This is a genomic window from Streptomyces sp. NPDC057428, from assembly GCF_042803195.1.
Lineage (GTDB): Bacteria > Actinomycetota > Actinomycetes > Streptomycetales > Streptomycetaceae > Streptomyces.
In genome coordinates, this window is sequence record NZ_JBHVCT010000065.1 from 17,672 (window position 1) to 38,012 (window position 20,341).

Here is a 20,341-nt window from a genome sequence, read left to right on the forward strand (position 1 = left end):
CCGGGCCCGGGCGGCAGTCCGCCCGGGCCCCGCAGGCGAGTACCGCGACCAAGGTGCCCCATGGCGCCCGGGAAGGAGTGACCGTGACCGTGACGAGTACGGATGCCGCGATGGAGGGGCACAAGGCCGCAGCCTTCCTGGAGCGGACCCGCGACGCCGTCGACCCGCACCTGCGAGCAGCCGTCGAGACGCTGCCCGGAGCCATACGGCGGGTGGCGAAGTACCACTTCGGCTGGCAGAACGCCGACGGGACTCCCGCCTCCGGCCAGGCCGGCAAGGCGATCAGACCCGCCCTCGTCCTGGCCGCCGCGCAGGCCCTCGGGGGTGACCCGGACACGGCTGTGCGCGCGGCGGTAGCCGTCGAGCTCGCCCACAACTTCACCCTTCTCCACGACGACGTCATCGACGAGGACACCACCCGGCGGCACCGGCCGACGGCGTGGGCGGTGTTCGGCGTGCCGGACGCGGTGATCACGGGGGACGCCATGCTCGCCCTCGCCCTGCGACTGCTGGCGGACGACCCGCACCCCGCGTCCGCCCACGCCTCGGTCCGTCTCGCCACCTGTGTCATCGAGCTCTGCGCGGGGCAGCAGGCGGACTGCGCGCTCGAGGAGCGCGGCCCCGACGACGTCACGCTGGACGAGTGCCTGGCCATGGCCACGGCCAAGACGGGCGCTCTGCTCGGCTGCGCATGTGCCCTGGGAGCGCTCTACGCCGGGGCGGGGGAGAGCGCGGTCGTGGCGATGGACGGCTTCGGCAGGGAGGCCGGCCTCGCGTTCCAGCTCATCGACGATCTCATCGGCATCTGGGGGGACACCGAGCGCACGGGCAAGCCGGTCGGGGCGGACCTGAGCGCCCACAAGAAGTCACTGCCGGTGGTCGCGGCGCTGACGTCGGGCACCCCGGCCGCGGCCGAACTCGCAGCGCTCTACCGGGGCGCGATGAACACACCGGAGGAGGTGCGCGCGGCAGCCGAGGCTGTCGACCGGGCGGGGGGCCGGGACTGGGCACAGGTCGCCGCGGGGGACCGGATGGCCCGCGCCGTCCACCACCTGTCCCGTGCGGTGCCCGGCGCGGCCGACGGCGGTGACTTGCTGGCCCTCGCGGAGTTCGTCACCCGCAGAACGCACTGACCGTCCGCGGCCGTGACCGAATCACATCTCAACTCTAGTATTCCGTCGGTCGGTTGGGATCTTCATGGGCGTAAGGGGGCGGGGCCGGTCATGGGCGTACGCATACGGCAGGCGGACCGGGGCGACAGGGACGAGGTCGTCCGGATACTGGACGAGGCGTTCCACGACGATCCGGTGAGCAGCTGGGTCTTTCCTGACGAGGACCACCGGCGGGCGGTGCACGGCAGGTTCCTGGGGGTGTTCGCCGACATCACGCTGTCGCACGGCCGCATCGACCTCCTGGAGGACGGCACGGCCGTGGCCCTCTGGATATCGGTGCCCGCCGGAGCGCCGCAGGGCACCGACGACACCCCGGCGCTCATGCGGGAGACGGCGGACCCGGACAACGAACGGGCCGAGCTCGTGGGCAGGCTGACGGGGGCGCTCCACCCGCACGACCGCGCCCACGAGTACCTGCTGATGATCGGTGTCAGCCCGCAACGCCAGGGGGAGGGCCTCGGTGAGGCGCTGATGAGAGGGGTTCTGGAGCGGTGCGACCGTGAGGGCCTCCCCGCCTACCTGGAGGCGAGCAGCGAGCGAAGCCGCCGTCTCTACGAACGGCTCGGGTTCGCCTTCATGGGGAAGACCGTGGAGCTCCCCGAGGGACCCTCGATGTGGCCCATGTGGCGTGAGCCCCGGACGGACTGAGCGGCACTCGGCCCGCGCGGGGAGCGAAGGGGAGGGTGGCACCGGGCGGTTGCGGAGCACGGACTACAGTCCCTGCTCATGACAGATGAGTCGTGGGCAGGCTGGTACCGGGACCGTCATGGTTCCGAGGCCGTCATTCTCACCACGGACGGACAGCAGCTCCGCATCCGCGTACGCGGTACGGACTTCGAGGGCGCGAGCTTCGACGGCCTCGGCCCGGTGGCCGGCACGACGGTCCAGGAGGGCGCGTTCGACCTGGTGGACGGTGTGCTCGGCGACTGTGTGCTGGAGTGGGACCTTCCGCTCCCGGTGCTCGTCTCCGGGACGGTCCGCCAGGCCACGCTCGGCTGCCTGCTCTCCCTGCGCAGGGTCGACCCGGACCTGTACCTCGCCCTCCACCTGGACGGCGCCGTGTACGAGTCGAACCGCGCCGAGGGCGACTTCGCCGCCGCGCTGGCCACGGTCCAGCGGATCTTGCCGCCGGACATGCATCTGCAGACCTGCATAGCGTGTGCCTTCTCGGACTACTTCCCGGCCCCCGTCCGGGGCCTCTCCGGCGGGCTCGCCTGCTTCCGCGGTGCCAAGGACGCCTACCGCGACGTCGCGGGCGGGGAGGACGTCGCCGGTCTCTGGGACCGGCGCACCGGATTCGTCCAGGAGATCTGGAGCTGCCGGGAGTTCGAACCCCGTCCGGCGCACGGCGCGGGTACGGGACACCGGGGAGCGTTCCCGCTGGAGCTCGCCTGACAGGCCCCTCACGACGGTGGGGCCGTCCCGCGACGGCGGAACGGCCCCCCGGTAGGTGTGCCGACCCCGGGTCAGGAGGTGGCGCGGGCGAGCGCGGCCGCGAGGCCGTTCTGCCAGAGGGTGTTCACCCGGGAGCGTTCGGTGGAGTTCGGGTAGGCGTTCGTGCAGGACGTTCCGGGGCCGCCGCCCGACATGAGCTCGCTGCACGGGCCGGTGTAGTGGTCCGGCAGCCCCAGGACGTGGCCGGTCTCGTGCGCGGTGACACGGGTCGAGTTGTACTGCTGGTTCTGGGCGTAGTCGAGGAAGATGTAGCCGCTGCCGTGCCCGTTCGTGCTGGCGTACGAACCCCGGGAGTCGTTGCCCTCGCGGTAGGTGAAGTCGGGGTTCGAGCCTTCCTGCAGCTTGACGTTGGAGACGGAGCTGTTCCAGATACTGGTGCTGCTGGCTATCTGGCTGCGGAAGCTCGGGGCATTGGTGGTGCTGTAGACGACGGTGACGGCCGCGGCGCCCGGGTTCGCGGCCCGCTTCTTCGCGACCGAGTCCATGACGGCGTCGAAGAACGCCTTGTTCGCGGCGGCGTTCTCGTTCGAACCGGCGTACGCGGAGTAGCCGGCCTGCGCGGCGGCGCTGTCGGCGGGAGCGACAGGTGCCGGTGCGGCGGCGACCGCGGGGGTGGTGCCCAGTGCTGCGGCGAGTCCGAGACCGGCCACGGCCGACATGACGGCTGTCCTGAGGTGTCTCATGGGGGGTTCTCCTACCTGTCCGATGAACCCCGTCCGGCGACCGGACGGGTAACGGGTGGGGGGTACGGAGAGAGTGTCGGGGCATCCGGGGCTCCGGCGGATGATGTCAACCGGCGATAGCGTCGCCCTATCGCCCCCACAGGAACCCCACACAAACGGCACCTGGGAGTCGCCCCAACAGCACCTGAATGACGGTGTTTAGCGGGGTTGTGCCATCTGGTGCTCGGCCTGCGAACAGCCATACGCTCCCCGTCATGGACCTGGAGGTGAGACACCTCAGGGCGCTCTGCGCCATCGCCGACACGGGCAGCCTGCACCAGGCGGCGCGGCGGCTGGGCGTCAGCCAGCCCTCCCTGACCACCCAGCTCCAGCGGATCGAGAGGGTCATGGGGGCTGAGCTGTTCCGGCGGGAAAGGACCGGCTGCCGGCCCACGCTCCTGGGCCGCGTCCTCCTCGGCCGTGCCCGCCCTCTGGTTGACGGCATGTCAACCCTGGTCGGTGCCGCGATGGCCGAGGCCGAAGCGGCCAGGGCAGGAGGCCCCGGACTCCGCATCGGATCCACCGCGAGCCGCGTCATCGGAGGCTGGCTGCGCAGGCTGCGGATTCTGCTGCCCGGGACGGACATCTCGCTACGGGTGGACGTCTCGGCCCGGGAACTGCTGGGGGCGGTGGCCGCCGGCCGGCTGGACGTGGCCTTCGTGCACGAGGTGGAGGGCTGCCCGCTCAGCGTTCCCGACGGACTGGACAGGCGCGTACTCCTGGACCGTGAACCGCAGTTCATCTCCCTGTCCAAGGACCATCCGGCGGCGGACCTTCCGGTGGTGGACCTCCGGGACCTCGCCGCGGACCGGTGGATGGTCGACCCTTCGGTGGACGGCGAGTGGGACGGGGTGCGCCGGATCCTCGGCGCCGCGGGCCTCGATCCGCCCGTGCTGCACGGCGACTACCTCACGGCCGCCTCCCTCGTCGTGCTCGGTGAGGCGGTCGCCCCCTGCCAGCCGACCACGGGTCCGCGGGACGACATGGCGATCCGCCCCCTCCGCGGCGATCCGCTGGCCGTCCGGCTGCTGCTCGTCTCGAGGCCGGGCGCGGACATCGAAGGCGTGTACGGGGAACTGGAGGCGGCCTACCGCGACGCGGCCCGGCGTGCCGAGGAGTACCACCGGTGGCTGCTGCGGCACCGCAGTCCGCTGGCGCACGCGGCCTGACCCGGATGGTTCCCCGTTCTGCCGACAGCGAGGTGCCGTTTCCCGGTCCGTGGCCGACGGGCAGGGTCACGGCATGAGGCTATTGATGCTGGGCGGCACGGAGTTCGTCGGGCGCGCGGTCACGGACGCGGCGCTCGGCCGGGGATGGGAGGTCACGGTGTTCCACCGCGGCCGCCACCCGGCGCCGAGCGGGGTGCGGACGCTGACGGGCGACCGGACGACGGGCGGGGCCGGGCTTGCCGCGCTGGACGACGGCACCTGGGACGTGGTCGTGGACACCTGGGGCGGCGCCCCCTCGGCAGTCCGGGACGCCGCCCGGGCGCTGGACGGCAGAGCGGGGCACTTCAGCTACGTCTCCAGCAGGTCGGTGTACGCCCACCCCGCCCCGGCGGGCCTGCCGGAGGACGGCCCACTGGTCGCGGGAGCCTCGCCCGACGCGGGCCAGGACGTCTCGTACGCCCTGGCCAAGCGGGGCGGGGAGCTCGCGGCGCTCGACGCCTTCGGGGACCGCGCGCTGCTGGCCAGGGCCGGGCTGATCCTCGGCCCCGGTGAGAACATCGGCCGTCTGCCGTGGTGGCTGAACCGCACGGCCCGGGGCGGCCCGGTGATCGCACCGGGACCCCGGGACGCCGGACTGCAGTACATCGACGCACGCGACCTGGCGGACTGGCTGCTCGACGCGGCGGAGAAGGGCCTGGGAGGGGCGTACAACACGGTGAGCCGCCCCGGCCACACGACCATGGGCGAGCTCCTCGACTCCTGTGTCCGGGTCACCGGTTCGGACGCCGAACTGCGGTGGACCGAACCGGAGGTGCTCCTCGCGGCCGGCGTGGAACCCTGGACGGGCCTGCCGGTCTGGCTGCCCGCCGGCGAGGACTACGACTTCCTGCACCTGGGCGACGTCACCAAGGCGCACGCTGCCGGACTGCGTTGCCGGCCCGTCGGTGAGACGGTCGCCGACACCTGGGCCTGGATGCGCGATCTGGGAGGCACGGTTCCGCACAGACCGGACCGGCCGAGTGTCGGCCTCGACGCGCGGACGGAGGCGAAGCTGCTGGGTGCCCCCGGCAGCCCTTAGCGTGGGCGGATGACCGAACAGCTGTTGCACCTCACGGAAGAGCCCCTCTGGGATGCCGCACGATGTGCGGGCACGTACGAGATGTCGACCCGCGGCAGGACCCTGAAGGAGGAGGGGTTCATCCACTGTTCCCTGCCCCACCAGCTGCCGGCCGTGGCACGGGCGTTGTACGGGCCCGACCCCGGAGGGCTGGTGGTCCTGGTCATCGACGGCGAAAGGCTCGGGTCACCCGTGCGCTTCGAGGCCATGAAGCCCGGTGGTGAGGAGTTCCCGCACATCTACGGACCGATCCCGGTGGACGCGGTCGTGGAGGTGCGCCCCTTCAGCGAGCACACGGCGCGGGAGGAGGGCGGGGCACCGTGATCAGCCCTCTCGTCGCGGTGACCGGAGCGAGCGGCGCGGTGGGCGGCCGGGTGGCCGCCCGCCTGGCCCGGACTGGTGTCCCCGTGCGCCTCCTGGGCAGGGACCCGTCCCGGCTGCCCCGGCTGCCCGGCGCGGTCCTCGCGCCACCGGCCGCATACGGCGACGGCGAGGCCATGCGGCGTGCGCTCGACGGGGCCCACACCCTGTTCCTGGTATCGGCGCACGAGAGTCCCGGCCGGGTGCTGGAGCACACCACCGCAGTGGACGCGGCGGTCGCCGCAGGCGTCGAACGCATCGTGTACGTGTCGTTCCTCGGAGCCGCCCCGGACGCGACGTTCACGTTCGCCCGGGACCACTGGCACACCGAGGCGCACGTCCGGATGGCCGATGTGCGGCACACCTTCCTGCGCGACAGCTGGTACCTGGCGGGGCTTCCCGCGATGACGGGCACCGACGGGGTCCTGCGCGGTCCCGGCGGCGACGGGCGGGTCTCGGCCGTGGCGCACGAGGACATCGCCGACGCCGCGTCGGCCGTTCTGCTGGACGAGGGCTCCGGTCATGACGGCGTGACGTACGACCTCACAGGCCCCGAGGCGTTCACCCTCGCGGAGGCGGCGGAGGAGCTGAGCCGGATCAGCGGCCGGGCGGTCAGCTACTCACCGGAGACCAGGGAGGAGGCCTACGCATCCCGTGCCCGTTACGGGGCCGAGGAGTGGGAGGTGGCCGGCTGGGTCACGTCGTACGAGGCCATCGCCGCTGGTGAGCTGGCCGCCGTCTCGGACGCGGTCCCCCGCCTCACGGGGCGCCCCGCCGAGAGCCTGGCCGCCTACCTGCGGCAGAACCCGGACAGCTGGCGGCACCTCCTCCCGCACTCGTGACAGGGGCGGACCGGGCGGGGCTGTCGGACCCCCGCACTACGTTGGCACCATGGCGAATTACGTATTGGTGGCGGGCGCGTGGCTCGGAGCGTGGGCGTGGGACGACGTGGTCCCCCATCTTCACGCGGCGGGACACGGCGCCTACCCGGTGACTCTCTCCGGACTCGGCGAGCGCAAGCGTCAGCCCGCCGGGCAGCGGACCCACGTCCAGGACGTCGTCGACGAGGTGGAGCGCCGCGGGCTGAGCGACGTCGTGCTCGTCGGGCACAGCTATTCCGGCATCCCCGTCGGCCAGGCGGCGGAGCGGATCGGAGACCGGCTGAACCATGCGGTCTTCGTGGACTCCGAAGTCCCGTCGGACGGAATATCGTTCGCCGACCGCTGGTGGCAGGGCCGGCACGCCTTCGAGGAGACGCTCGCGGGCGACGGCGGCTCCTGGGCACCCCTGACGCTGGCCGACTGCGAGGGACAGGGGCTCACCGGTGAGCAGTCCGGACGCCTCGTCAGCGGCGCCACGCCCCATCCGGGCGCGTCCCTGACCGAGCCCGCCGAGATGCGTCGGCCGGTGGGTGAACTCCCCGCGACCTACGTCAAATGCCTGCTCGACGGCCCGGAGCCCAGCGAGTACGTGGCGGCGTCGGTGAGCAGCGGTGGATGGGAGTACGCCGAGATGGACACCGGACACTGGCCGATGTTCTCCGCGCCGGACGACCTTGCGAGGATCCTGCTCCGTCCGGCTTCCAGGGCCTGAAGGGCCGCCCGGGTCCGTCTTCGGGCCGGACACGGCCGCGCGAAGGCGCGGACCGTGGATCAGGCCTTCTTGGTCTCCTAGTAATGGGCCGGGTCGATGACCTGCAGGGATCTTCCCTGTGGGGCGCTGACCTGGCCTTTTGCTGATGGCTGGCGATGGGGTGCGACGGTCCTGATCGGGTGTCCTGCGGACTGTGTGCGGACTGCGCGAGGCAGTCGCGGTGCCAGGGCCGCGGCCACTCGGGCCAGGCGAGCGGTTGACAGCGCGAAGCGGTTGGCGGGGTTGCGGAAGGAGTAGTCGCCGTCGTTGACGGAGAATCCGTGCCCGGATGTCGTCCAGCACACAGAGCCGGGAGCTCCTTGAGTCTCCAGGAGAGCGGCGGCGAGGGTCTCAGGGGCTTCTACGCTGGTACGGGCGCGTAGCGCGGCCACCAGACGGGCAACGGCATTATCGGGTACCTCGTCGTCACCGAACGCAGGCAGCAAGAGCAGCAGACGGGCGTGAGGGTCGGTGCTGCTGCCGCCGGGCAGTGCGTTGTCCGCGGCTGCCACCAGCTCGGGCCAGGACAATCCTGGTCCCATGAAGTGCCCATCGTCCCGGGCGAGCAGCTCAGCTTGGTGCCAGTCGGGATGGTGGAGGAGGTAATCGGTACCGGTGTCATCCGTAAAGGTGCGGTAGACGACGTGGAGACGATGATTGTCAGCGAGCGGGACAGTGAATGTCGGCCAGTCGGTGCGCTCCCACAGATGGCGCTGGAAGTCGCCAGCCGCGTCGTAGTCCGCGCCGAACAGTAGTTCCTCTGCCTCTTCGCTTTGGGCACACGAGTAGAGATGCCCCAGCCAGAACAGGGGCTCATCCAGAAGCCCCTTCTGATGCGTGAGGGGGCGACCGCCGTACCCCGGTATCTGGGCAGGATGCAGGGCTGCGCTGTTCGTCACGGAGGACATGATGCCGCCCGGGCAACGTGCCCTTGAGAGCGGGCACACCAGTCCCTACGGTGGCCCCTCTACCTCCAGCCGTTGAGGGAAACCTCCGGACCTCCCGTGAGGTACCTGTGGAGGGCACTTGAGGTGGTGTCCACGAAGCTCTCCGGGATGGAGCCGGCGTCGACCCAGCAGACCTGGGAGTGCTTGCGGGGTTCACGGTTCTCGGGTTCGCCGGTCCATTCGTGGGCGGCGAAGACGACGGTGAGGAAGCCGTTGGGGGCCTCGACGCCCCAGGCGCCGTGGATGATGTGGGCGACCTTGAGGGACTCGGGCTTCAGGGTGAGGCCCGTCTCCTCGTACAGCTCGCGGACAGCCGTCTCGGTGATCGGTTCGCCCGGCTCGCTCTTGCCGACGGGCAGGTCCCACAGCCCCTGGGCGAACTTCGAGTTCTCGCTGCGCTGGAGGAGCACGACGCGGTTGGTGGCCTTGTCGTGGACGATGACGGCCGCGACCAGCAGGGTCATGGATTCGGGCGCCGGCTTGAGGGCCTTCGGCTGAGCGTCGGTCTGCTGGGTCACGGTGTTCCCTTCGGCGGGCGGGTTGTTGGGCATGTTAGGCGAGGGCTTCGCGGGCGCGGCGGGCGAGACCGGCGGCGCCGGCGGCGCCAGGGACGCGGCGGCGCAGGTAGACCGCACGGGTGAAGCGGATCGACTTGATCGCCTTTCGGGTCCGGTCGGAGGCCATGCCCTCCATGAGGACCAGGGCCTGGGTCCAGGCGGCGACGGCTTCGGCGGCGCGGGCCTGGGCGGCAAGGCTGTCGCCGAGGTCGGCGTGGGTGAGGGCGTGGACGCGCTTGTACTTCTCCGGGTCCCAGCGGGTGAGGGCGTCTCGGTGCTGCTGCTCGGTGCCGATGTGGTCGGCACCTCCACTCGGACCATCAAGGCATTCCGCGAGAGGTGAGGGGACGGCCTGATAGCCTGCGATCTTCGCCGGTGACCCGGACGGAGTCCCCCGGCAGGTCTTCATGTCTTGCTCTGAGCAGCTCATGACAGCTCTCGATGCCCTGGACCACGCCTTCGCCTCAGAGGGTCCCTTCCTCGTCACAGGGTGCACGTACTGCTACAGCGAGCGAAACTTCGCCGAACTCTCCGGCCCGCTCCAACTCATAGCCGACGACCTGGTTTGCTCGGTTGCCGCAAAGACGCCTGATCATTGGGAAGACTTTCCTCGTCTCTATCGTCACCTCGTCCCGCGCATCATTCGCCTACTCGTCACCGGCCGGCTCCACATCGACGAGGAGCTCATCGCCTCCCGCCTGATCCATGCGGGCTGGGCTACCTGGGACTTGCCCTTGACCGAGGCCCTACGGGACGTCTGGTCCGCTTGGTGGCAGAGCACGCTGCATACCCACCCCAGCCCCGTGCCCGTCAGGAATTCCCTCAGCGTCATTACCGTGGCCACCAACAGCCTGCGCCCGTGGCTGAACACATGGACCGCGACCAATACCCCAGCCGCCGACGCGCACTTGGCAGACCTCGTCGACGACGTGATGTTCGAGTTCGAGATCACCGACTTGCGCATGGGCTTCTACGATGAGTACGACGCCACTGCCGAGCTGCTGGGCTGGCTTCTCACCGACGTGCGCGATCGTGTCATCGACATACGTCTCGACGCTCGCATCCTCCTTGAGCACCTTCAGGCAACCGCTCAACGCCCCCGCTGATCTACTTCGCCATCCGGAATCTGAACGGAAGGTCCTCGTTTCCTCACGGCCAGGCGTTCCCGAGGGAACACTTCCGGTGTTCCCTCGGGGAACGTGTCACACCGGGGGGTGTCGGCCTTCGCTTGCCGGTCCCTTCGCCGGGATTCTGGCTGGGAGAGACCGGGGTCAGCGGTGTCGACTGCGCTCCTCGGGCCTCATGGCCGCCGGTGCGGCCGGAGAGTGTGGCGACATGGAGGACGTACCGCTGACGGTGCTTCGCCTACGAGCCGCTTGAGCCCGCCGGTTCGGCTGATCGGTGATGCGCCAGTTGAGGACCTCGGCGGGGCGCTCCGCGCTGTCGAGTTCCCCCTGGGTGCCCACTTCGGCCAAGAGGCGTCGAGGGTTGTGGTCGGCGGTTTCGGCCTGGGCGAGGGTTGTGGTCAGGGCGGTCCAAGTGGGGTCGGCGAGGATCCGGTCGGCGTGATCGGGAAGGGCCGCGCGGAGGTCCTGCTCGAAGCGGCGGGCAGTCTCCGCTCGTGGGGCGCGGCGGGTCAGGTCTGCCAGCACGGGTGCGGCGGCCTGCTGGTAGCCGGCCTGGAGGTGGCGGAAGGCTTCGTCGGCTGCTGCGGCCTGTTGTCGTGGCCTCGCTGCTCATCCACGGAGTGGTTGTTCACCATGGAGGAGGGTGAGCCGCTCAACTACCAACGGTGGAAGACCGAGTGGAACTGCGCCCGCAAGGCGCTCCAGGCGGAGGAGAACAAGGCCGCCGAGCGCTCGGGCCGCAAGCCCGTCGAACTGCCGCACATGGTCACCCACGACCTGCGGCACTTCTACGCCTCCGCGCTCATCGCGGGCGGGGCGAGCGTCAAGCAGGTGCAGCTGGTTCTCGGCCACGCGTCCGCCGTCATCACGCTGCAGATCTACGCGCACCTGTGGCCGGGGGAAGAAGACCGCACCCGGGCCGTCATGGACGCCGTGCTCGGCGGCCTGCGGACCGGGTGCGGACCGGTAGGAAGCCTGACCAGCGAAACCGCAGGTCAGACGGCCTAGCCAGAGATCAAGCCTTCTTGGTCTCCCAGAAGATCTTGTCGATCTGGGCGATCAGGTCCAGAGCCTTCTGGCCCGTGGCCGGGTCGTTCGAGCCCTTGGCCGCGGAGAGCGCCTTCAGGGTGTCGTTGACCAGCTGGTGCAGCTCCGGGTACTTCTCGAAGTGCGGGGGCTTGAAGTAGTCGCTCCAGAGCACTGAGACGTGGTGCTTCGCGAGCTCGGCGCGCTGCTCCTTGATCAGAACGGCGCGCGTGCGGAAGTCCGCGTCCTCGTTGGCCTGGTACTTCTCCTGGACGGCCTTGACGGACTCCGCCTCGATGCGGGCCTGGGCCGGGTCGTACACACCGCAGGGCAGGTCGCAGTGCGCGCTGACCTTCACCTTGGGGGCAAACAGGCGGGAAAGCATGGGGCTGTCCTTCCTCGTGATCGTCTTCTCAGGTGGGACATTACTCCGTGGGAAGCCGCTTTTCGCGGCTGCCCCCTGGGGCTTAGGCCAAAAGTCCAAGGCGGGAATGCGACCAGTGGCCGAATGCACGGAGCGGTGTACTGGAGGATGGACCGGGAGGTGCCACAGATGCCGGAGCGGGCGCAGGAGCCGTTGAGCGGTCGGACGGTGCGTAAGTCGTTCCAGGTCGTGGAGGTGACGGGGCCGTCGATGGTGCCCACGCTGTATCACGGGGACTGGCTGCTCGTGCAGCACGGGGCGCCGGTGCGTCCGGGGGACGTGGTCATCCTGCGGCACCCGTTCCAGCAGGATCTGCTGGTGGTCAAGCGTGCTGCCGAGCGGCGTGGGGCCGGATGGTGGGTTCTTGGCGACAACTCGTTCGCGGGCGGGGACAGCACGGACTACGGGACCGTGCCCGAGGAGCTCGTGCTGGCGCGTGCGCGGGCCCGCTACCGGCCCCTGAGGAAGGATCAGCGCTCGGTGCTCGGACTGCTGGGCTGGGCCGTGTCCGCGGTGCGCAGGGTCTCGTCGGACCGTTCCGTCTCCAGGCGCTTACGGGCCCGGTAGGCGGCGACGTTGGCCCGGGTCGCGCAGCGGTCCGAGCAGTAGCGGCGCGAACGGTTGGTGGAGGTGTCGAGGTAGGCGTTGCGGCACGGCGCCGCCTCGCACAGACCGAGCCGGTCCACCCCGTGCGACGTGAGGTGGAAAGCGAGCCCCATGGCCGCGATGGCCGCGAACCCCGCCGTCGCGTTCGACGGATGGTCGGCGAGGTGCATGTGCCAGTCCGGCTTTCCGTCCTCGTCCCGTGTGTCGTGACCGGAGATCTGCGGGCTCACGGGGAACTCCAGCAGCAGCGAGTTGAGCAGGTCGACCGCGAGGGTCTCCTCACCGCCGTCGGCCGCCTCGAAGACCGCCCGCAGCCGTGCCCGTACGGAACGGAATCGGGTGACGTCCGTGTCCGTCGCGCGGCGCGCGGCCTGGGCGTTGGCGCCGAACAGCTCGCGGACGGAATCGACCGTCGTCAGCGAGTCCTTGCCGCGGGCCGGCTCCTCGGTGTTGACCAGACGCACGGCATAGTCCGAGTAATAGGCCAATTCCACTTGTAGTCCTTACGGCGTCGGTCTATGGTCGGTGTGGCGACCAGTGTAATGGGTGGTTGCAGGGCATGAGTATTACGACGTGCATCGATGCTGACGGAGGTCCGAGTGACGGCGACGGGTACCGACTGGCAGTCCTGGCAGGAGAGCTGGGACCGGCAGCAGGAGTGGTACATGCCGGACCGCGAGGAGCGGTTCCGGGTGATGCTGGACATGGTCGAGGCCGTCGTCGGGCCCGAACCGAGAGTGCTCGACCTCGCTTGCGGTACGGGCAGTATCACGGACCGGCTCCTCAGACGTTTCCCGAAGGCCACATGTACGGGCGTCGACCTCGACCCCGCGCTGCTCGCCATCGCGCGCGGCACATTCCAGGGCGACGACCGGGTTACCTTCGTCAGCGCCGACCTGAAGGACGCCGCCTGGACCGGGCGGCTCCCGCACACGTCCTACGACGCGGTGCTCACGGCCACGGCCCTGCACTGGCTGCACAGCGAGCCGCTGGCGGCACTGTACGGGCAGATCGGCGGCCTGGTCAGGGACGGCGGGGTGTTCATGAACGCGGACCACATGATCGACACCGACACCCCCCGCATCAACGCCGCCGAACGCGCCCACCGGCACGCCGTCATGGACCGGGCCAAGGCCTCGGGCGCCGTGGACTGGAGCGAGTGGTGGGCCCTGATGGCGAAGGACCCGGCTCTCGCGGCGCCCACCGCCGAGCGGTTCGAGATCTACGGCGAGCATGCCGACGGCGACATGCCTTCCGTCCACTGGCACGCCCGCACCCTCCGCGAGGCCGGCTTCGGCGAGGCCCGGGCGGTCTGGTCCTCGCCCTCGGACAGCATGGTCCTGGCGGTCAAGTAGGCCTCGCCGGGAAGTGACCGAGACGGCCACGACGCGAGGAGGGCGGTACGGACCCGGTCCGTACCGCCCTCCTCGCATCGCGGCCGCCGCTGTTACAGCACCTTCGACAGGAACGACTTCGTCCGGTCGTGCTGCGGGTTGGTCAGGACGTCGCGCGGGTGGCCGGACTCGACCACGACGCCGTCGTCCATGAAGACCAGCGCGTCGCCTACCTCGCGGGCGAAGCCCATCTCGTGCGTGACGACGATCATGGTCATACCCTCGTCGGCCAGTCCGCGCATGACGTCCAGGACGTCCCCGACCAGCTCCGGGTCGAGCGCGGACGTCGGCTCGTCGAAGAGCATCAGCTTCGGCTCCATGGCCAGCGCGCGGGCGATCGCCACGCGCTGCTGCTGACCGCCGGAGAGCTGGGACGGGTAGCTCTTCGCCTTGTCGGCGAGGCCGACCCGGTCCAGCAGTCGTTCCGCGCGGGCCCGGGCGACCGCCTTGGCCTCGCCCTTGACCTGGATCGGGGCCTCCATGACGTTCTCGATGGCCGTCATGTGCGGGAACAGGTTGAAGCGCTGGAAGACCATGCCGATGTCGCGGCGCTTCAGAGCGACTTCGCTGTCCTTGAGCTCGTAGAGCTTGTCGCCCTTCTGGCGGTAGCCGACCAGCTCGCCGTCCACGTACAGCCGGCCCGCGTTGATCTGTTCCAGGTGGTTGATGCACCTCAGGAACGTCGATTTGCCCGAACCGGATGGGCCGATCAGGCAGAACACCTCGCGAGGGGCGACCTCGAGGTCGATGCCCTTGAGGATGTGTGCGGGGCCGAAGGACTTGTGTACGCCCTCGGCCTTCACCATGGCGGTCATGCGGCGCCTCCCTTCGGGCGGCCCAGCGACAGCATGTTGGCCCTGACCTTCTGGAACGGGGTGTCCGGCAAGCTGCGGCTGGAGCCGCGTGCGTAGTACCGCTCCAGGTAGTACTGACCGATGCTCAGGATCGAGGTGAGCACCATGTACCAGGCGGCGGCCAGGAACAGCATCTCCACCGTGGCACCAGAGGTCTGCGACACGTTCTGGGTGGAACGCAGCAGCTCGGTGTACTGGACGGCCACCGCGAGCGACGAGGTCTTCAGCATGTTGATGACCTCGTTGCCGGTCGGCGGCACGATCACGCGCATCGCCTGCGGAACGACGATCCGTCGCAGCGTCTTGCCGTGGCTCATGCCCAGGGCGTGCGCCGCCTCGGTCTGCCCCTCGTCCACCGACTGGAGGCCGGCGCGGCAGATCTCCGCCATGTACGCGGCCTCGTTGAGCCCGAGGCCCAGCAGGGCGCAGAGGAACGGGGTCATGAAGGACGACCACTCGTCCTTGTAGATCGGCCCGAGGTTGATGTACTCGAAGACGATCCCGAGGTTGAACCAGACCAGCAGTTGTACATAGACCGGGGTCCCGCGGAAGAACCAGATGTAGCCCCACGCGATGGACGTGGTCACCGGGTTCTTGGAAAGCCGCATCACGGCCAGCACGATGCCCAGCACCACGCCGATGGTCATGGAAAGGACCGTGATGATGACCGTGTTCTTGACGCCCTCGATGATCTGGGGGTCGAAGAAGTAGTCCGGGATCGCGCCCCAGTTGATGTCGCCCTGCGCGAACGCGTAGACGAGCGTGGCCAGCAGGCCGACAGCGACGACCGCCGAGACGTACCGGCCGTAGTGGCGCACCGGGATGGCCTTGATCGCCTCCGGTCCTGCCGACGGGGTGGGCGGGGCGTCCGCCGGGCCCGCTTTCGTTGTGTCAGTCACAGATGATGCCTTTCAGCGCGGATCCTGGGTCAGGACCCGCCGTTGATCTTGGCCTCGGTGACCGCGCCCTCGTCGACGCCCCACTTGGAGATGACCTTCGCGTACTCACCGTTCTTGATGACCGCGTTCAGGGCCGCCTCGATGGCCTTGGTGAGCTCGTCGTTGCCCTTGGCGACGGCGATGCCGTACGGGGCCGCCTCGACCTGCTCGCCGACCAGCTGGAAGTCCTTGCCGCCGCCTGAGGTCTTCACCGCGTACGCCGCGACCGGGAAGTCCGAGGAACCGGCGTCGGCGCCGCCGCCGCGCAGCCGGGTCTGGGCCTCGAGGTCGTTGTCGAACGCCTCGATGGCGATCTTGCCCTTGCTGCCGCACTTGGCGCTCTCGGCCTTGGCGAGGTCGTGGGAGACCGTGCCGCGCTGGACGACCAGCTTCTTGCCGCAGAGGTCCGACCAGGTGCTGATGCCCTGGTCGTCACCCTTCTTGGTGTAGATGGAGACACCCGCGGTGAAGTAGTCGATGAAGTCGACACCCTCGCCGACCTTCTTCTTCGTCTCGGAGTCGACACCTTCCTGGCGGTCCTTGGTGTCGGTCATGGCCGACATGGCCAGGTCGTAGCGCTTCGAGCGCAGTCCGGTGAGGAGCGTGTCGAACGTGCCGTTCTCGAAGACGAACTTCACGCCGAGCTGCTTGCCGAGCGCGTCCGCCAGGTCGGGGTCTATGCCGACCGTCTTGCCGCTCTTGTCCTTGAACTCGACCGGCGGGTAAGCGATGTCGGATCCGACCTTGATCTCACCCTTGTCCTTGACGGACTGGGGGACGAGGTCGGCGAGCGGCGCGTCCTTGGTCGCGGTGGCGCCCGAGTCCTTCTTGGTGGCGCTGTCGGTCTGGTCGCCGCAGGCGGTCAGCAGCAGAGTGCCGGCGACCGCGACTGCGCAGACCGCGGCAATCCGGGACTTTGCGGTCGAACGACAGAGGGTGCTTGCGGTCATGGTCGGAATCCTCCGGCGGTGAGAAGTGCAGGTCAGGTGGATACACACGCACCTTCGAATGTCGCCACCTTGTGTGATTAGGGCATCTTGCCATTCGGACTGACCCATTCAGGGGGCTGCGCATGTCAAAATCGGGTAACGGGAGACCCCCGTACCCCAATGGGCAGGTGCCGCAAGGTGGGACCTTCTGCAGGGAAGTGAGCGCTACTCCGGAGAATCTCCGGTGCGTCTCAACCGACGGACGACCTTTGTGGCCCTTAGTGGACTTGTCCACGTTTTCGGCTATGAGTCATGTCACCGAGCCGATACCGACTCGTAAGAGACAGGGTCCGTCCGGTAAAAATGACCTTTACTCCCCTCATCCGGGGCTCAGGGCGCGTGTGCGGCGCGCCCGCGCGTACGTGTCACCCCTGCCGGAGCGGGCCAACCGCTCGGTGCCGGGAACGTACGCGGTGCCCGCCCACCCCTCCTTGACCAGGAGTGGCCACCCTCAAATGATGAAGACTTAAGGGGTCAACACAATGGCAGCGGAGATCGTCAATCCTCGCAGCGACAGCAACACGCCCGGCGCCGCCGGTGCGGACGGGCTCAGTGGTGCGGACGAGCCCTTCGATCCGGCTTTCGCCCTCCACCGCGGCGGGAAGATGGCCGTGCAGGCCACCGTTCCGATCCGCGACAAGGACGACCTGTCCCTGGCCTACACGCCCGGCGTCGCGAAGGTGTGCAGTGCCATCGCCGAGCATCCCGAACTCGTCCACGACTACACCTGGAAGTCGCAGGTCGTGGCCGTCGTGACGGACGGTACCGCCGTCCTCGGCCTGGGGGACATCGGTCCCGAGGCCTCCCTCCCGGTGATGGAGGGCAAGGCGATTCTGTTCAAGCAGTTCGGCGGGGTCGACGCGGTGCCGATCGCGCTCGCCACGACCGACGCGGACGAGATCGTCGACACCGTCGTGCGCCTGGCGCCGTCCTTCGGCGGGGTCAACCTGGAGGACATCTCGGCGCCCCGGTGCTTCGAGATCGAGCGCAAGCTCCAGGAGCGTCTCGACATCCCGGTCTTCCACGACGACCAGCACGGCACGGCCGTGGTGACTCTGGCGGCGTTGCGTAACGCCACAAGGCTGTCCGGCCGGACGCTCGGTGACCTGCGCGCCGTCATCTCCGGTGCCGGTGCGGCGGGTGTGGCCATCGCGAAGTTCCTGCTGGAGGCGGGCGTCGGCGATGTCGCCGTCGCGGACCGCAAGGGAATCGTCAGCAGTGACCGCGACGACCTCACCGAGGTCAAGCGCGAGCTGGCGGAGATCACGAACCGGGCCGGGATCACGGGCTCCCTGGAGACGGCGCTCGCGGGCGCCGACGTCTTCATCGGCGTCTCCGGCGGTACGGTCCCCGAGCCGGCCGTCGCCTCCATGGCGCCCGGCGCGTTCGTGTTCGCCATGGCCAACCCGAACCCCGAGGTCCACCCCGACATCGCGCACAAGTACGCGGCCGTCGTGGCGACCGGCCGGTCGGACTACCCGAACCAGATCAACAACGTGCTGGCGTTCCCCGGCATCTTCGCTGGCGCGCTGCAGGTCCGCGCCTCCCGGATCACCGAGGGCATGAAGATCGCGGCGGCGAACGCCCTGGCGGACGTCGTCGGGGACGAACTTGCCGCGGACTACGTGATCCCGTCGCCGTTCGACGAGCGGGTCGCCCCCGCCGTCACCGCCGCCGTCGCGGCGGCGGCCCGGGCCGAAGGCGTGGCCAGGCGCTGACACCGTACACGGCGGGCCGGGACCGCCACGGAACCGCTGTGCGGAACCGTACCCCGGCCCGCCGCGTTCCCGGGCCCGGACACTGTGCCTTCAGCGGCCGTCACTGACCACCCGCCACCGGCCTGGTTCTGGGGCGTGTGTCACACCATCGAACGGTTACGTCACGACGCGTCACGGCCTATCGTCGTGGCCATGTTCGCCGCCTACGCAGCCCGCATCGACCGTGACCGGCCCCTCGACGGACTCGAGCTGGGTGAACGCCCGGCCCCCGAGGCGCGGTCCGGGTGGACCACCGTCCAGGTCAGGGCGGCGTCGCTCAACCATCACGACCTCTGGTCCCTGCGAGGTGTCGGCCTCGCCGAGGACAAGCTCCCGATGATCCTCGGCTGCGATGCCGCGGGCATCGACCAGGACGGCAACGAGGTCGTCCTGCACTCCGTCATCGGTCAGACCGGGCACGGGGTCGGCCCGACCGAGCCCCGTTCCATCCTCACGGAGCGCTACCAGGGCACCTTCGCCGAACAGGTCACCGTCCCCAGCTGGAACGTGCTGCCCAAGCCGAAGGAGCTCACCTTCGAACAGGCCGCCTGTCTGCCCACCGCCTGGCTGACGGCCTACCGGATGCTGTTCACCAACGCGGGTGTTCGGCCCGGCGACTCCGTCCTCGTGCAGGGTGCGGGCGGCGGTGTGGCCACCGCCGCGATCGTGCTGGGCAAGGCCGCCGGTCTCCGCATGTTCGCCACCAGCCGCGACGAGGCGAAGCGTAAGCGGGCGGTCGAGCTGGGCGCCCTGGACGCGTACGAGCCCGGAGCGCGGCTGCCCCAGCGCGTGGACGCGGTCATCGAGACGGTCGGGGCCGCGACCTGGTCCCACTCGGTCAAGTCGCTGCGGCCCGGCGGAACCCTGGTCATCTCGGGCGCCACCAGCGGGGACCGGCCCTCGCACGCCGAGCTGACCCGCATCTTCTTCCTGGAGCTCAAGGTCGTCGGTTCCACCATGGGCTCCAAGGACGAGCTGGAGGACCTCCTCTCGTTCTGTGCGGCCACCGGCGTGCGGCCCGTCATCGACGAGACGCTGCCGCTGGACCGGGCCCGCGAGGGCTTCGAGCGGCTGGCCGCCGGGGACCTGTTCGGCAAGATCGTGCTCACCACCTCGTGAACCCGGCGGACGTACTGCCCACGCCGGAGGGCCTCGTGCTGCGGCCCTGGCGGTCCGGCGACGCGCCCGCCGTGCTCCGCGCCTTCGACCTCACGCGCGCCTGTCCATCGATTCTGTCAATTTCAGTTGACAGTGATCGGTCGTCAACATAGGTTGACGTCATGACCGAAGCAACGGACCTCGCCGCCCGTGCCGGCGACCACGACCCGCGTGTCGGGCTTCGCGCGGTCGCCGCGCTGCGGCGGCTGCTGGAGCAACTCGAAGCCGTCCAGGTGAGAAGCGCCCGCGCGAAGGGCTGGTCATGGCAGGAGATCGCTGCCGAGCTGGGTGTCAGCAGGCAGGCCGTGCACAAGAAGTACGGGAGGCATTGATGTTCGAGCGATTCACCAAGGGGGCCCGGGTTGCGGTGACGGGCGCGGTGAGCCATGCCGAGCGGGCCGGAGCGGACGCGATCACGGAGGAGCATCTGCTGTTCTCCCTGCTGGACCAGGAAGGCAGCCGGTCCGCGTTCGCCGTGGCAGCCCTCGGGCTCACCGACCGCAAGGCCTCGATCGAGGCGGCGTTCGCGCAGACCCGTCGCCGCGGCGGGCTCACCAGGGCCGACACGGAGGCGCTCGCGGACCTCGGCATCGACGTCACCGAGATCGTGGCCCGGGTCGAGGACGTGCACGGTGAAGGAGTCCTGGCGGGCGACCGCAGGAGCCGCCGGTGGTGGTCGGCGCAACGGCCTTTCACCGCCGGGGCGAAGAGTGTGCTGGAGAAGTCCCTGCGCATCGCCCTGGGCCGCCGCGACCGCTTCATCGGCGAGGAGCACCTGCTGCTGGCCCTGGCGGCCGGCCCCGGAGTGGTCGCCGAGGTACTCGCCGAACACGGCGCGACCTACGCGGCGGTGGAGCGCGCGCTGTACGGAACAGGCGGCCACGGACAGGCCCTGGCCGGCTGACCTGACGAGCCGACGGGCGGAGCGCTCACGCCC

Annotated in this window: 23 protein-coding genes and 3 pseudogenes; 16 read left to right on the forward strand and 10 right to left on the reverse strand. The window is 69.8% G+C overall.

Annotated elements, in window-relative coordinates; genetic code table 11:
• Positions 1-89: 89 nt before the first annotated feature.
• The 3 genes from ACFU5K_RS22905 (at position 90) to ACFU5K_RS22915 (ending at position 2,567) form a co-directional block, all read left to right on the forward strand.
• Complete coding sequence (locus ACFU5K_RS22905; RefSeq protein WP_384064748.1) at positions 90-1,133, forward strand: family 2 encapsulin nanocompartment cargo protein polyprenyl transferase; 1,044 nt, start codon at positions 90-92, stop codon at positions 1,131-1,133.
• A 90-nt stretch (positions 1,134-1,223) separates the two neighbouring features.
• On the forward strand, positions 1,224-1,820 hold the full coding sequence (locus ACFU5K_RS22910; protein ID WP_384064686.1) for a GNAT family N-acetyltransferase: 597 nt from the start codon (positions 1,224-1,226) through the stop codon (positions 1,818-1,820).
• Between the two features lie 78 nt (positions 1,821-1,898).
• Positions 1,899-2,567, forward strand: a complete 669-nt coding sequence (locus ACFU5K_RS22915) for a DUF6304 family protein (protein ID WP_384064689.1) — start codon at positions 1,899-1,901, stop codon at positions 2,565-2,567.
• Positions 2,568-2,638: 71 nt separating this feature from the next.
• On the opposite strand, the gene snpA is transcribed toward ACFU5K_RS22915, so the two are convergent.
• Positions 2,639-3,310 carry a snapalysin gene (gene snpA / locus ACFU5K_RS22920; RefSeq protein WP_384064692.1) on the reverse strand — a complete coding sequence of 224 codons (672 nt, stop codon included), beginning with the start codon at positions 3,308-3,310 and terminating at the stop codon, positions 2,639-2,641.
• Between the two features lie 254 nt (positions 3,311-3,564).
• Here snpA and ACFU5K_RS22925 point away from each other — a divergent pair, with 254 nt between their 5' ends.
• The 5 genes from ACFU5K_RS22925 (at position 3,565) to ACFU5K_RS22945 (ending at position 7,588) form a co-directional block, all read left to right on the forward strand.
• A complete protein-coding gene (locus tag ACFU5K_RS22925; protein WP_384064695.1) occupies positions 3,565-4,518 on the forward strand; it encodes a LysR family transcriptional regulator in 954 nt (317 codons plus the stop codon).
• Between the two features lie 73 nt (positions 4,519-4,591).
• On the forward strand, positions 4,592-5,596 hold the full coding sequence (locus ACFU5K_RS22930) for an NAD-dependent epimerase/dehydratase family protein (RefSeq protein WP_384064699.1): 1,005 nt from the start codon (positions 4,592-4,594) through the stop codon (positions 5,594-5,596).
• A gap of 9 nt (positions 5,597-5,605) precedes the next feature.
• A complete protein-coding gene (locus ACFU5K_RS22935; RefSeq protein ID WP_327114808.1) occupies positions 5,606-5,959 on the forward strand; it encodes a DUF952 domain-containing protein in 354 nt (117 codons plus the stop codon).
• Positions 5,956-6,837: an NAD(P)H-binding protein gene (locus ACFU5K_RS22940; RefSeq protein WP_384064703.1), complete on the forward strand. Its 882-nt coding sequence runs from the start codon at positions 5,956-5,958 to the stop codon at positions 6,835-6,837. Before ACFU5K_RS22935 ends, ACFU5K_RS22940 begins: the two co-directional genes overlap by 4 nt.
• A gap of 49 nt (positions 6,838-6,886) precedes the next feature.
• On the forward strand, positions 6,887-7,588 hold the full coding sequence (locus tag ACFU5K_RS22945; protein WP_384064705.1) for an alpha/beta fold hydrolase: 702 nt from the start codon (positions 6,887-6,889) through the stop codon (positions 7,586-7,588).
• A 77-nt stretch (positions 7,589-7,665) separates the two neighbouring features.
• On the opposite strand, the gene ACFU5K_RS22950 is transcribed toward ACFU5K_RS22945, so the two are convergent.
• The 3 genes and pseudogenes from ACFU5K_RS22950 to ACFU5K_RS22960 all read right to left on the reverse strand — a co-directional run.
• A complete protein-coding gene (locus ACFU5K_RS22950; RefSeq protein ID WP_384064708.1) occupies positions 7,666-8,526 on the reverse strand; it encodes a hypothetical protein in 861 nt (286 codons plus the stop codon).
• Between the two features lie 68 nt (positions 8,527-8,594).
• A complete protein-coding gene (locus ACFU5K_RS22955) occupies positions 8,595-9,125 on the reverse strand; it encodes an NUDIX domain-containing protein (protein ID WP_384064710.1) in 531 nt (176 codons plus the stop codon).
• A 1-nt stretch (position 9,126) separates the two neighbouring features.
• Positions 9,127-9,438: pseudogene (locus ACFU5K_RS22960) on the reverse strand (tetratricopeptide repeat protein); the annotation flags it as partial.
• A gap of 100 nt (positions 9,439-9,538) precedes the next feature.
• On the opposite strand from ACFU5K_RS22960, the gene ACFU5K_RS22965 reads away from it, so the two are divergent.
• Positions 9,539-10,237 carry a hypothetical protein gene (locus tag ACFU5K_RS22965; protein ID WP_384064712.1) on the forward strand — a complete coding sequence of 233 codons (699 nt, stop codon included), beginning with the start codon at positions 9,539-9,541 and terminating at the stop codon, positions 10,235-10,237.
• Between the two features lie 165 nt (positions 10,238-10,402).
• On the opposite strand, the pseudogene ACFU5K_RS22970 reads toward ACFU5K_RS22965, so the two are convergent.
• A pseudogene (locus tag ACFU5K_RS22970) lies at positions 10,403-10,869 on the reverse strand (mobilization protein); the annotation flags it as partial.
• Between the two features lies 1 nt (position 10,870).
• Between ACFU5K_RS22970 and ACFU5K_RS22975 the strand changes: the two are divergent.
• Positions 10,871-11,266 (forward strand): annotated as a pseudogene (locus ACFU5K_RS22975) (tyrosine-type recombinase/integrase); the annotation flags it as partial.
• Positions 11,267-11,273: 7 nt separating this feature from the next.
• Here the strand turns inward: ACFU5K_RS22975 and sodN are convergent.
• A complete protein-coding gene (gene sodN, locus ACFU5K_RS22980; RefSeq protein ID WP_033298259.1) occupies positions 11,274-11,669 on the reverse strand; it encodes a superoxide dismutase, Ni in 396 nt (131 codons plus the stop codon).
• 168 nt (positions 11,670-11,837) lie between these two features.
• On the opposite strand from sodN, the gene sodX reads away from it, so the two are divergent.
• Entirely contained in the window at positions 11,838-12,275 is a 438-nt protein-coding gene (sodX, locus tag ACFU5K_RS22985) for a nickel-type superoxide dismutase maturation protease (protein ID WP_384064716.1), read from the forward strand.
• On the opposite strand, the gene ACFU5K_RS22990 is transcribed toward sodX, so the two are convergent.
• A complete protein-coding gene (locus ACFU5K_RS22990; RefSeq protein ID WP_384064718.1) occupies positions 12,179-12,808 on the reverse strand; it encodes a CGNR zinc finger domain-containing protein in 630 nt (209 codons plus the stop codon). The two genes, sodX and ACFU5K_RS22990, sit on opposite strands and share 97 nt — an antisense overlap.
• 87 nt (positions 12,809-12,895) lie before the next feature.
• Here ACFU5K_RS22990 and ACFU5K_RS22995 point away from each other — a divergent pair, with 87 nt between their 5' ends.
• Entirely contained in the window at positions 12,896-13,669 is a 774-nt protein-coding gene (locus ACFU5K_RS22995; protein WP_384064721.1) for a class I SAM-dependent methyltransferase, read from the forward strand.
• A gap of 92 nt (positions 13,670-13,761) precedes the next feature.
• Here the strand turns inward: ACFU5K_RS22995 and ACFU5K_RS23000 are convergent, their stop codons facing one another.
• Genes ACFU5K_RS23000 through ACFU5K_RS23010 form a run of 3 tightly spaced genes read right to left on the reverse strand, consistent with a single transcriptional unit; the run spans position 13,762 to position 16,450 of the window.
• Positions 13,762-14,523, reverse strand: coding sequence for an amino acid ABC transporter ATP-binding protein (locus ACFU5K_RS23000; protein ID WP_384064723.1), 762 nt, complete (start codon positions 14,521-14,523; stop codon positions 13,762-13,764).
• Positions 14,520-15,461 (reverse strand): amino acid ABC transporter permease, encoded by a 942-nt coding sequence (locus ACFU5K_RS23005; RefSeq protein ID WP_384064725.1) that lies wholly within the window; start codon positions 15,459-15,461, stop codon positions 14,520-14,522. Before ACFU5K_RS23005 ends, ACFU5K_RS23000 begins: the two co-directional genes overlap by 4 nt.
• Before the next feature lie 29 nt (positions 15,462-15,490).
• Positions 15,491-16,450 carry an ABC transporter substrate-binding protein gene (locus ACFU5K_RS23010; protein ID WP_384064728.1) on the reverse strand — a complete coding sequence of 320 codons (960 nt, stop codon included), beginning with the start codon at positions 16,448-16,450 and terminating at the stop codon, positions 15,491-15,493.
• A 521-nt stretch (positions 16,451-16,971) separates the two neighbouring features.
• Here ACFU5K_RS23010 and ACFU5K_RS23015 point away from each other — a divergent pair.
• The 4 genes from ACFU5K_RS23015 to ACFU5K_RS23030 all read left to right on the forward strand — a co-directional run bounded on the left by ACFU5K_RS23015 (position 16,972) and on the right by ACFU5K_RS23030 (position 20,308).
• Entirely contained in the window at positions 16,972-18,207 is a 1,236-nt protein-coding gene (locus ACFU5K_RS23015) for an NADP-dependent malic enzyme (RefSeq protein WP_384064731.1), read from the forward strand.
• 192 nt (positions 18,208-18,399) lie between these two features.
• The gene (locus tag ACFU5K_RS23020; RefSeq protein WP_384064733.1) at positions 18,400-19,365 is read left to right on the forward strand and encodes a zinc-binding dehydrogenase; all 966 of its coding nucleotides are present in this window, start codon (positions 18,400-18,402) and stop codon (positions 19,363-19,365) included.
• Between the two features lie 161 nt (positions 19,366-19,526).
• Positions 19,527-19,736, forward strand: coding sequence for a helix-turn-helix domain-containing protein (locus ACFU5K_RS23025; RefSeq protein WP_073745141.1), 210 nt, complete (start codon positions 19,527-19,529; stop codon positions 19,734-19,736).
• Positions 19,736-20,308: a Clp protease N-terminal domain-containing protein gene (locus ACFU5K_RS23030; RefSeq protein ID WP_384064736.1), complete on the forward strand. Its 573-nt coding sequence runs from the start codon at positions 19,736-19,738 to the stop codon at positions 20,306-20,308. The genes ACFU5K_RS23025 and ACFU5K_RS23030 overlap by 1 nt, the downstream gene beginning before the upstream one ends.
• Positions 20,309-20,341 lie beyond the last annotated feature (33 nt).

Coding starts and splice junctions, on each gene's coding strand:
- ACFU5K_RS22910 (WP_384064686.1), top strand. CDS start 1,224: ATGGGCGTACGCATACGGCAGGCGGACCGGGGCGACAGGGACGAGGTC.
- ACFU5K_RS22915 (WP_384064689.1), top strand. CDS start 1,899: ATGACAGATGAGTCGTGGGCAGGCTGGTACCGGGACCGTCATGGTTCC.
- snpA (WP_384064692.1), bottom strand. CDS start 3,310: ATGAGACACCTCAGGACAGCCGTCATGTCGGCCGTGGCCGGTCTCGGA.
- ACFU5K_RS22925 (WP_384064695.1), top strand. CDS start 3,565: ATGGACCTGGAGGTGAGACACCTCAGGGCGCTCTGCGCCATCGCCGAC.
- ACFU5K_RS22930 (WP_384064699.1), top strand. CDS start 4,592: ATGAGGCTATTGATGCTGGGCGGCACGGAGTTCGTCGGGCGCGCGGTC.
- ACFU5K_RS22935 (WP_327114808.1), top strand. CDS start 5,606: ATGACCGAACAGCTGTTGCACCTCACGGAAGAGCCCCTCTGGGATGCC.
- ACFU5K_RS22945 (WP_384064705.1), top strand. CDS start 6,887: ATGGCGAATTACGTATTGGTGGCGGGCGCGTGGCTCGGAGCGTGGGCG.
- ACFU5K_RS22955 (WP_384064710.1), bottom strand. CDS start 9,125: ATGCCCAACAACCCGCCCGCCGAAGGGAACACCGTGACCCAGCAGACC.
- ACFU5K_RS22965 (WP_384064712.1), top strand. CDS start 9,539: ATGTCTTGCTCTGAGCAGCTCATGACAGCTCTCGATGCCCTGGACCAC.
- sodN (WP_033298259.1), bottom strand. CDS start 11,669: ATGCTTTCCCGCCTGTTTGCCCCCAAGGTGAAGGTCAGCGCGCACTGC.
- sodX (WP_384064716.1), top strand. CDS start 11,838: ATGCCGGAGCGGGCGCAGGAGCCGTTGAGCGGTCGGACGGTGCGTAAG.
- ACFU5K_RS22995 (WP_384064721.1), top strand. CDS start 12,896: ATGCTGACGGAGGTCCGAGTGACGGCGACGGGTACCGACTGGCAGTCC.
- ACFU5K_RS23000 (WP_384064723.1), bottom strand. CDS start 14,523: ATGACCGCCATGGTGAAGGCCGAGGGCGTACACAAGTCCTTCGGCCCC.
- ACFU5K_RS23010 (WP_384064728.1), bottom strand. CDS start 16,450: ATGACCGCAAGCACCCTCTGTCGTTCGACCGCAAAGTCCCGGATTGCC.
- ACFU5K_RS23015 (WP_384064731.1), top strand. CDS start 16,972: ATGGCAGCGGAGATCGTCAATCCTCGCAGCGACAGCAACACGCCCGGC.
- ACFU5K_RS23020 (WP_384064733.1), top strand. CDS start 18,400: ATGTTCGCCGCCTACGCAGCCCGCATCGACCGTGACCGGCCCCTCGAC.
- ACFU5K_RS23025 (WP_073745141.1), top strand. CDS start 19,527: ATGACCGAAGCAACGGACCTCGCCGCCCGTGCCGGCGACCACGACCCG.
- ACFU5K_RS23030 (WP_384064736.1), top strand. CDS start 19,736: ATGTTCGAGCGATTCACCAAGGGGGCCCGGGTTGCGGTGACGGGCGCG.